At 61.8% G+C, this 9,377-nt stretch carries 12 protein-coding genes; 2 read left to right on the top strand and 10 right to left on the bottom strand.

The genetic code is table 11. The annotated features are described in order from the left end of the window. Positions 1-827 precede the first annotated feature (827 nt). Positions 828-1,301 (top strand): hypothetical protein, encoded by a 474-nt coding sequence (locus ACU18_RS17605; RefSeq protein WP_050687747.1) that lies wholly within the window; start codon positions 828-830, stop codon positions 1,299-1,301. 121 nt (positions 1,302-1,422) lie between these two features. Here the strand turns inward: ACU18_RS17605 and ACU18_RS19770 are convergent, their stop codons facing one another. The 6 genes from ACU18_RS19770 to ACU18_RS17595 all read right to left on the bottom strand — a co-directional run bounded on the left by ACU18_RS19770 (position 1,423) and on the right by ACU18_RS17595 (position 3,039). Further along, on the bottom strand, positions 1,423-1,671 hold the full coding sequence (locus ACU18_RS19770; protein ID WP_157407812.1) for a hypothetical protein: 249 nt from the start codon (positions 1,669-1,671) through the stop codon (positions 1,423-1,425). Between the two features lie 108 nt (positions 1,672-1,779). Next, positions 1,780-2,058 carry an SDR family oxidoreductase gene (locus tag ACU18_RS20390; RefSeq protein WP_331456849.1) on the bottom strand — a complete coding sequence of 93 codons (279 nt, stop codon included), beginning with the start codon at positions 2,056-2,058 and terminating at the stop codon, positions 1,780-1,782. Beyond that, on the bottom strand, positions 1,958-2,182 hold the full coding sequence (locus tag ACU18_RS20385; RefSeq protein ID WP_331456848.1) for an SDR family NAD(P)-dependent oxidoreductase: 225 nt from the start codon (positions 2,180-2,182) through the stop codon (positions 1,958-1,960). Before ACU18_RS20385 ends, ACU18_RS20390 begins: the two co-directional genes overlap by 101 nt. Positions 2,183-2,215: 33 nt before the next feature. Further along, complete coding sequence (locus tag ACU18_RS20380; RefSeq protein WP_331456847.1) at positions 2,216-2,359, bottom strand: hypothetical protein; 144 nt, start codon at positions 2,357-2,359, stop codon at positions 2,216-2,218. Positions 2,360-2,363: 4 nt separating this feature from the next. After that, positions 2,364-2,447 carry a hypothetical protein gene (locus tag ACU18_RS20375; RefSeq protein ID WP_331456850.1) on the bottom strand — a complete coding sequence of 28 codons (84 nt, stop codon included), beginning with the start codon at positions 2,445-2,447 and terminating at the stop codon, positions 2,364-2,366. Between the two features lie 331 nt (positions 2,448-2,778). Next, positions 2,779-3,039: a hypothetical protein gene (locus ACU18_RS17595; RefSeq protein ID WP_082178398.1), complete on the bottom strand. Its 261-nt coding sequence runs from the start codon at positions 3,037-3,039 to the stop codon at positions 2,779-2,781. A 106-nt stretch (positions 3,040-3,145) separates the two neighbouring features. Between ACU18_RS17595 and ACU18_RS20365 the strand changes: the two genes are divergently transcribed. Next, positions 3,146-3,274, top strand: a complete 129-nt coding sequence (locus ACU18_RS20365; protein ID WP_269430550.1) for a hypothetical protein — start codon at positions 3,146-3,148, stop codon at positions 3,272-3,274. 50 nt (positions 3,275-3,324) lie between these two features. Here ACU18_RS20365 and ACU18_RS17590 read toward each other — a convergent pair whose 3' ends face one another. The 4 genes from ACU18_RS17590 to ACU18_RS17575 all read right to left on the bottom strand — a co-directional run bounded on the left by ACU18_RS17590 (position 3,325) and on the right by ACU18_RS17575 (position 9,183). Further along, positions 3,325-4,287, bottom strand: coding sequence for an alpha/beta hydrolase (locus ACU18_RS17590; RefSeq protein ID WP_082178397.1), 963 nt, complete (start codon positions 4,285-4,287; stop codon positions 3,325-3,327). A 25-nt stretch (positions 4,288-4,312) separates the two neighbouring features. Beyond that, positions 4,313-6,808, bottom strand: a complete 2,496-nt coding sequence (locus ACU18_RS17585) for a glycoside hydrolase family 2 TIM barrel-domain containing protein (protein ID WP_082178396.1) — start codon at positions 6,806-6,808, stop codon at positions 4,313-4,315. A 102-nt stretch (positions 6,809-6,910) separates the two neighbouring features. Further along, positions 6,911-7,924: a Gfo/Idh/MocA family protein gene (locus ACU18_RS17580; protein WP_050687742.1), complete on the bottom strand. Its 1,014-nt coding sequence runs from the start codon at positions 7,922-7,924 to the stop codon at positions 6,911-6,913. Beyond that, positions 7,921-9,183: a glycoside hydrolase family 1 protein gene (locus ACU18_RS17575; RefSeq protein WP_050687749.1), complete on the bottom strand. Its 1,263-nt coding sequence runs from the start codon at positions 9,181-9,183 to the stop codon at positions 7,921-7,923. Before ACU18_RS17575 ends, ACU18_RS17580 begins: the two co-directional genes overlap by 4 nt. Positions 9,184-9,377: the final 194 nt, after the last annotated feature.

Raw genomic sequence — 9,377 nt, 5'->3', positions numbered from 1 at the left:
GCCCGAGGTGGGACTCGAACTGCATTCCAGCCCCTGCAAACGCCGGGAAGCGGCGGAAACATGCGGAATCCGACCGGAACCAGCCCCTGTTCGACCCAGTCCGTCGGCATAAGTGTGCACATTGTGCACACCCCAAATTCGCCATTCTCCGCACTCCAAACGCCAACCGCTTTTGCGCTGAGGGGCAGTGCTGTGAAGACCGCACTGCCGGGTTGAGCATCGGTTACTTCTATTGCGCCTCCGCGGCGGGCGCAGACAAGTCCCCCGAGGGCGAGGGTTCCCCAAATTAGCTGGAACGTCGCGGAGTTGGCGTGGACGGGGGAACACTTGTCGTCCCTGCTGCCGGCCTTCCTGCGAGTTCTTTCTAGTCCTCGGCGGGGCCGCGGTCCTCGACGATCTGTCCGGCCGCGATGCGCTGAGCGGTCTTCGCGGACGCCGCATCAATGTACACCCGAGTCGCGCTTCCACCCGCGTTAAGCACCGCAATCCCATCGGTGCAGCATTCACTTCTCCGTGGCAGACCGGTGAGGAACACAGGGGCACGTCTGCCTGCCATGAGCGCTCTCGCCCTGGTCCAGAGCAGCACCCGCCGGAACCCTGCAGGCGCCGGCACCTGCAGCCTGGTGACTTCATCACCTGACTCGCCAGCCACTAATCCAAGCTGCAGTGCCGCATTGTCTTCCCGCCGCCTTGCACCGGCCGCCGTTCCTAGCCAACGTTGCATTTGAACTGCAGTCGCTTGTCATTGCCAAACCATTGCGAAGGGTTATTCGCAGTGCTATGTTTCGGCCAATAGCGTTGTCTACAACAAGTGGCAGGACACGGATATGAGCGCCAGCAACAGCATCCAGCCAACTCGAAACTTGCGCCGGCGCTTCGCGGCAATCATGGCAGTCCTTGCGACCCTCCTGGTCGCCGTCCCGCTGCAACCTGCTGCCGCGGCATCTTCCATCACAGGTCCAAGCAATCTTGTCTGCGAAAAATACGACAACAAACTCTCGGTGAATGCTCCCAGAGTGTGGGCCTCGAGCCGCACCGAACAGGTCATCTGGACTGTTCAGGTCCAACGCTGGAACGGTGCGCAGTGGTACATCTACAGCACGAACTACTTCTATGCATCCTTCAACGTCTACGGACAAAACGTCACAGGTTGGACCAGCGGCTGGTACAACAACAGCACCCTAAACGTTCCCGTTTGGCACTCCGGACTCTACCGAATGGCATCGGACGTCAGAGGCGTTCAGGGCGGCGTTTACTGGCTCGCCTACGTAAGCGGGGGCGGGTCCTGCAGGGTCTACTGACACCCTCCCTGTTCCGCGGGCAACCGCACGCCTGAAGGGGTCGCTGCAGCGACCGGGACCTCAACGCCACTGTTCGCACCGACAGCGGCCCACCAGGAAGCGGTCGTCCCGGGACCACCAGTCACAAAATCGAAAGTGGGCTAAGCCTCCGTTGCAGTTTCCACAACGCCTTTGGCGCCAGCCCTTTGATCCGACCAAGGGCAACGCAGAAGAAGCTGCCGGCAATGCCAACAGGTGTATTGATTCCGAAAAGTGCTACTTTTACTGGCGAAACCACAAAATGAGGTTGCCTAAGGCCTTCTGATATCTTTCCGGCCAGGGCCTCGATCGCCGCTTGATACCCTTTGTTGTCACGCGTGGGCGACATCACATATCGTCGGGCACCTGCGTCGAATCCTGTGAGAACGAATAGAAATCAATGGGCCCGGAACGCAGGGCCTCACGGGCGCTGATACCGAGATCCGCTGTCGCTCGGCGGCTAGATCGCCGACCACCCGGCGTCGGAGGCCAGAACCGCACCATTGATGTTGGTGCCATCGTCGCTGAGCAGGAAAGTGATGGAGGCTGCCAACTGGGCGGCGTTCGCAGGCGTGGGGACATTGGCCTGCATGAGAGGCAGGAGCCTTTCGATGGCCAGCTGGGAGCCGAAGTTTGGCTCAATGCCAGTGATTATAGGCCCGGGAGCGACGGTATTGAATCGAAGACCCTTCGGGCCGTACATCACTGCGGAGTTCCTGGTCAGGCCAAACAACGGCATGCTTGGAGACAGTGTATGCCGCACCAACAGCTGAACCACGGATAGCAGCCTCTGAGGAAACATTGACCACAGACCCTGCCCCGGCTTCCAGCATCAGCGGTACAAAGGCGCGGGTGAGGCGCACTAGGGCGGTGACTTTGATCCGGAATACGCGGTCTCAGAGGTCATCGTCCACCTCATGGATTGGTGCGAAGTTATCCATGATTCCGGCGATGTTTGCCAAGGCGTCGATGCGTCCGCCGGCGGCAGAAACCACGGCGGCAATAGTTTCTTCAGTAGAGATGCCACCGGTCACTGGCATCAGGTCAAGGTTTGTTCTCTTCGATGAGAGCGTCGAGGCGTTGCTTGCTGATGTCCGCGGCGATAACCCTACCGCCCTCCTTGGCGATTCGCCGGGCAGTGGCCTGCCCAATACCAGACGCTGCACCCGTTACGAAGACGGTTTTCCCTGCGAATCGGCCATTAGTGATGGTTTCCTTCTACCGATTCGATGAACGGCAGGTCGGCGGAGCGCCCGGCGATCATGGATCCCGAGGTGGTTGCCGCGGACGACTCCGATTCACCGCGGAGCCCGGAGCTGCTGAGGAAGCAAGGGATATCTCCAATCCCGTTATGCCACTCACGGTCGGCCTGGCTGAACTAGCGCGACAGAAAGACTCTCCACCGCCGGTTCAATTCACGGTGAACTTATACCGGGGATTCCGGAAAAACACTTGAGCACTAGTCGTCCGCTGGCCCATTCTGCCGTTCATCTAGAGGTTCGTGTCGTTGGCGGACCAGCCCGAAGGGGACGGCAGGATGAGCACGCACAATGTATCTACCAGTATCGATGCGCGATATAAGAATCCCCGTCTTGTGTTCCGTGGCGGCGATCTTGACGATGTCGATTGCTTTCGTGAGGGCGTCGTCTACTTCGTAGGCATGTTTGGCGAGTACTTCCAGCATGCCCGGCGTTTCTGTTGGTTGACGGTTTATGTCCATGATCTTCCTGAGTTTCAGCTGATGGCACGGTTGAGATGCCCATTCAGACCTGGGTGGGCGGTGTTATTTCACGGTCCGAGGGTGAAGGGGCGGAAGCAGGAAGCGATTGCCAAACAATTTGGCCAGCCCCGAATCCCTCCACGGCTGGTTTTCGCGAACAGGCGCCACCGCCATCGGCCACGCCCTCGTCCGAGGCTCGATGGGCTACCCGCTGCCCGAATGGGGGCCGTCGTGATCGGCGAGGTGTTGAATGGTGGACGGCCGGCCGAGGGGCCCTCCCGTTGCCTATTTCAGGTGTGCGAGCAAGAACGTGCGAATCTGCTGGAGGAGTTCGCGGTCCTCGGGCGCGACGCCTCCGAAATGGCCGTGCGGTCCGGCTTCCCAGACGTGCAGTTCCGTCGTCACTCCCGCGTTTACCAGCTTCCGGTGCAGGCGAACAGCGTCGGAGAGCAGCATGTCACGGGTCCCGGAGGTGATGATCGTCGGGGGGAAGGTGTCGTCGTAGTCGCCGAAGAGCGGCGAGATGTAGGGGTGGTCAGCCGGGTACTCGCCTTTGTACGACTCGAGCATATTGGTGAAGTCGTCGGGGGTCGTGCCCTCGGCGTTGGTGTACCAACTGTCCCCCTGGAAGGTGAAGTCGGTGGGCGGTGTCGCCAGTCCGAGACCTGCGGGAACGGGGAGTCCTTCGTCTCGTGCACGCAAGGTCAGAGCGAGGGCGAGATTGGCACCGCCCGACCCTCCCATGACGACGATGTTGCGGGGGTCATGATCTTCCAGGAGCTCACGGTAGACGGCCATGCAGTCGTCGAGCCCTGCAGGGAAGGGGTGGTGCGGTAGCTGACGGTAATCCATGCCCCAGGTCTGCAGGCCCAGGTTCGCTGCCATCAGCTGGGTCGATCGTCGCGCGGTCGCGCCACCACCGAAGGTGAAGCCTCCGCCGTGCATGATCATCACGACTCGGGGGTCGTCCGGGGTCCAGGACTCTGGAGTGGCGACGGTGAACTTGGCGCCGTTGATCGTGCGGTCAACGCTGTCGACGTGTATATCCGACGGAGGTGCTCCGACGGTGGCCATCGCCATAATTTCCATGACTGCCGGGTCCGTCGACGCGGTCAGCGCTTCGACCAACGCCCATCCTTCGGTATCGGAAGCGGCCGGAGTGGGCACCGAGGGACGCTCATGGACCGCTTTGAGGATCGCTTGCGCTTCGGGCGAGATGCTGGTTGGGATGCGGGATTGTACTGACATGAGACTGCTCCTAAGGGTGAAGTTGTTAATTGAAGACTGAAGACATCAGGGGGTGGTCAGAGCGTTCCGCGAGGAGAGCTCCCTGTTCGGCTGCGTCGAGCGAAAGGGTGACAGTGTCGTAGCCTTTCGACGAGACCGCCACGGTAATGCTGCCGGGTCCGGTCGGGCGAATCGCGGCCAGGAGACGCCCGTCGAAGCTGCTGTGCTCGGCGGCGTCGTATCGTTCGGAGTTGTTGGGCTTGGCGCTGCCCAGCCCCTGGAGGATGGCGGGTCCGCTCACGACGACGGTGACGGGCCGATTGATCGTCGTGGCGACGGTGCCGGCCGGGTCGCGGAATTCGATGGCGATGAAGGATAGCTCAGCGTCGTCCGCCGTCAGGGTGGTGCGATCGGGGGTCGCGGTGAGAGCGACCTCGTCTGTCACGGTCTGGAGTCTCGTGCGGGCTGTCTCCACTCCGCCCCGGTAGGCGATCGCGGTGATCTCTCCTCGCACGTAGTCAACGTCGAATGTGCATATGTAGGCGTGGTCGGGCCCGCACGGCCTACGGCCTTGGGATGTGCCGTTGATGACCAGTTCGATCTCCTCAGCGTCGCTGTACACCTCCACCTCTGTGGGGGAGTGATCGGCGGCATCCCAGGTCCAGCTGGGTAATGTGTCGCTCCACGCCCACATCCCGGGCAGGCGGGGGCGGCCGAAGTTCTCCGGTCGCTGGACGGCAATAAACGGCCGGGTGCGAAGGCCGAACACGGTCTCGCGGTAGTAGGACATGGTGCGTCGGTGGCCCGTGAGGTCAAGGTCGCCCACCCAGGCCGCGATCCAGGGGAAGGGGGCTTCGAACACCGGTGGCACATCGGCATACTGCACGCGTCCGATGCCCGCTTCGCCCAGGTAGTCCCAGCCGGTCCAAGTGAAGTCACCGAGGATCTGCGGGTTGTCCTGGACAAGGCGCCAGTACTTCGCGATACCGGGAGGAAACGTCTCACTGCCAACGAGGATCCGATCAGGGTACAGCTCCTTGTCGAGAATGTACCTGCTGTCGCCGTAATTCAACCCGGCAACATCTAGAACAGAGAAGGACTCCTCGGTCTTGGCCGTGACAAGTGGGGAAGCGTTCAACTGGCCCATGAAGTCCCCGGCGGAGTTCATCAGCCCGTTGACCCCGCCCTCGCTCTCTGGGGCTGTTTGCCCAGCGTGCGCTTGCATCATCTCGACTACTTCACGGAGGGCAGCGACAAATCCGTTGATGCCGTTCGTGACGAAGCGGGTGCTGTCCAGCGACCGGACCTTCTCGGCGATCTGCCGTCCGAGGTTGGACCCGAGCGGGTCCCCGGTTTCTAGGATCTCGTTACCGATGGAGTAGAAGATGACGCTGGGGTGGTTGAAGTTCTTCGCCACAAGCGCTTCGACGTCACGCTCCCACCATTCGGGGAAGGAAAGGGAGTAGTCGAAGGATGATTTGCCCTCGGCCCACATGTCGAAGGTCTCGTCCATGACGAGCATCCCGTACCGGTCGCATGCATCCAGCATGGCGGGGCTGAGCGGGTTGTGAGAGCTGCGGATCGCGTTGAACCCTGCGTCCTTCAGTAGTTGGATACGGCGTTCCTCTGCACGGCGGATGGTTGCGGCACCGAGGATTCCATTGTCGTGGTGGATGCACGCACCGCGGAGTTTGACGGACTCCCCGTTGATCCGAAGCCCGTGTTGTGGGTCGAGCCGGAGCACACGGATCCCGAAGGTGCTGGCGGTTTCATCCTGGACCTCGGTTCCCTCGATGACCGTAACGGCAGCGGAGTAGAGCGCCGGTGAATCCACATTCCACAACGACGGGCTCGGCACGTAGAGCCGTTGTCGGACGAGGACGCTCTCACCCGCCCGGATCGTGGCGGGCGAACTGCCTTCTGCTACCTGGACGCCGTCGGGCCCATGGATGCGAGTGACGACGGTGACGGTTCGGGTCCGCAGACTGTCATTCCGCACCCTGGTGCCTGCGGCCACCACCGCGCGTTCAGCATCCACGTCAGGCGTGGTGATCTGCAGTCCGCCATGCTCGATGTGGATGAGGCTGGTGACGATCAGTCGGGTGTCGCGGTAGATGCCGGCGCCGGTGTACCAGCGTGAATCGTCGTGGGCCCGCGCATCGACCCGGATGATGTTCGGTGCCCCGTATCGGAGGTACGGATCGAGGTTGATCACGAACCCTGAGTATCCGTTGGGGCGTTGGCCGGCAAAGACTCCGTTCACGTAGATCATCGCGTCCCGGTAGACACCTTCGAATTCCACCGAGACTTTCCTATCGATGAAATCGGCCGGAATGTCGAAAGCCTTCGAATACTCGAAGACTCCTCCGGGGAAGTAGGCGCCCCGTCCTCCGGAAACCGCGCCCTCAGAGCGAGGAAGGGTGATCATCGCATCGTGGGGCAGGGTGACGGGTGTTCCAGCATCCTGCGGCGCCTGCAATTGGGCGTAGGGGCTCACCTTAGGCCGGACGGTCCAGTCTGTGTTGAAGGAGGTCGTGGTCAAAATTCAGCTCTTTTCGGGGCGGACGGAGAAGGTGGATGGCTCGCGTCACGGTAGCGGGAGTTCAGGATGGATCTGTTTCGATTTCGTGTTCCGGGGAGGTGGTCAGCGAAGTTGCGCGAACACCAGGTCGATCGTTCTCATGGCGGCGATGGTTTCAGCGGCGGAGTGGACGGGATGTTGGGTGAGGTCAGCGCTGATGGCATCCCGCACAGCCCGGAGCATCGGGCGATATCCGCTGCCTTCCCGCGGGTGCTCGATCAGTTCCGGGGCTCGGAAAATCTGGTGGGGACTGCGGGCGTGGACCTCCACGTCGGTCGTGGCCCAGAAGGGCGGCGTCAAGGTCAGCCATCCCGTCTCACCACCGACAGATGCCGTAAGTTCGCTGAACTCCCCCATTGAGCTGGAGCACTGCGCAAAGCGGCCGTCGGAGAAGTCAAGAGTGAAATGCTCCGCGATGTCCAGGCCGTCCCCACGGATCGTCCCGGACGCCGTGACACCGACCGGCTCGCCGAAAACGGAGTGAGCTAGCGTGATCGCGTAGATCCCTTGGTCCAGAAGAGCTCCGCCACTTCTGGACAGGTCCCACTTGCTGCCGAACTCATCGGCAGGGAAAGGGATGCAGAAGCTCGCCCGAAGGTTCCGAGGTTGCCCGATCGCGCCGTCGTCGATCTCCTTCTTGAAGCGGAGGAAAGCGGGACTGAACTTCATCCACATTGCCTCCATAAGGAAGACATCGTGCGCGGCGGCAACGTCGAACAAATCAGCGGCTTCGGCGGACGTCATCGCGATGGGCTTCTCCACGAGGACGTGCTTTCCCGCTTCGAGGGCCGCGCGCGCCATCCGATGATGGGTGACAAACGGGGTCGCGAGGTAAATGACGTCGATATTGTCATCTACCAAGAGACTTTCGTAGTCATCTGTGGATCGATCGATGCCGAACTCGGCGGCGAACCGTGTTGCTTTGTCAGCATCGCGGCTGTGCACTGCGGTCACCTCTACGCCCTCGCAAGCCTGGAGGTCAGGTACGACGCTTCGCGAAATGGCGCCAGTGCCGATCGCCGCCCATCGCTGAGTTCGCGCAGCCTCGAGCGACACCGCGCCTGCAGATGCGCTCATGATCGGATTCCGCTGCCGTTGGTTCGTGCAACTTCGCCGAGCCAGTAGGCGCTGCGTTTCGGATTCCGGGCGAACGTGGTCCGGTCGACAGCAATCAGACCAAAAGTCTTCTCGTATCCGTGTACCCACTCGAAGTTGTCCATCAGGGTCCAGTGCAGATAGCCCCGCACGTCCAGTCCGTCGCGGAGGACCTCCGCGAGTCCCTCAAGTGCACCGGTGGTGTAGTCGATCCGCTGCTGGTCATCCGCCGTCGCGATCCCGTTCTCGGTGACGAGCATCGGCGTGCCACCCGTCGCTTCCCAGGTGTGGCGAAGGGCCAGGCCTAGGGCGTCGGGCCGGTAGGCCCACCCCGTCTGCGTCAGGTCCGCCCCTTCTGGGGCGCCCTCCAGCCCGTTCGGTCCTACGAGCTGGCTGGTGTAAGACTGAACTCCCACCCAGTCATCATCTTTTGATGCCTCAAGGAACACGTCCTCCCAAACCCATTGATAGCGGGCCAGTTCGCTCTCGAAGCCGGGGCGGGCGACGAGTCCCTGCACGGCGATCGTCCAGCCGACCTTCACCGACGTCTTCTCGCGCAGGATGGCCCGTGCTCGCTCGTGAGCGGCGATCATCACCTGGGTCGGGATGCTCTCCGGCTCTGGCATGGTGAAAGCGTTGATGCCGGCTTCGCCGTTTACTGGAGCCATCGACTCGTTGATCTGGACCATCACGGCCGCTGGATCGGGGTACTGCAAGGGAGTGGACATCTGGAACATGACGGCAAACATGTTCGGTTCATTGATGGTGGCCACCCAGGTCACCCCCTCAAGGATCGGGGCGACGGCGGCCACGTAGTCCCCGAAACGATCGACCGCTCCATCCGATCCCCATCCTCCGGCCTGGGCGAACCAGAGCGGGCTGGTGAAATGGTGCAGCGTGATGACCGGATCCACGCCCACAGACAGGCAGTAGTCGATGATCCGCCGATAGTGTGCGAGTTCGGCCTTGGCGAAATGTCCTCGGGTCGGTTCGACGCGGGCCCACTCGATGCCGAAACGGAACGCAGTCAGTCCCAGCGACTTCACGAGGTCTACGTCCTCCTTCCAGCGGTGATAGAAGTCGAGCGCGTCGCCGCTGCGTTCGGCGAACGATGACCCCGGCAGCTGCTCGAGGGCCCAGAAGTCACTCGTGGTGTTATTGCCTTCGTTCTGATGGGGCGCGGTCGAAGCACCCCACAGAAAGCCGGTGGGAAAACGTGACGTTGTGGTCTCGCTAGTCATGGTGATGGCCGTTCTCTTGTCTGTCTTCACGCGATACCTCGCTGGTCTGCCTGTCTCAAGGGTTCGAGTTACGCGCTATCGGGGCGGGCATTGCTGCTCGTTCCCTTGGTCAGTGGGTTTCGAGGTCGGTGCGGCGTCCGGCGGTGATGGGGAGGATGAGGAGTGCTCCGAGGGCTGCGATGATGGCGCCGACG

This window comes from Arthrobacter sp. ZBG10, from assembly GCF_001238605.1.
In the GTDB taxonomy this organism is placed as follows: domain Bacteria; phylum Actinomycetota; class Actinomycetes; order Actinomycetales; family Micrococcaceae; genus Arthrobacter.
This window is presented reverse-complemented; position numbering and strand designations above follow the sequence as displayed.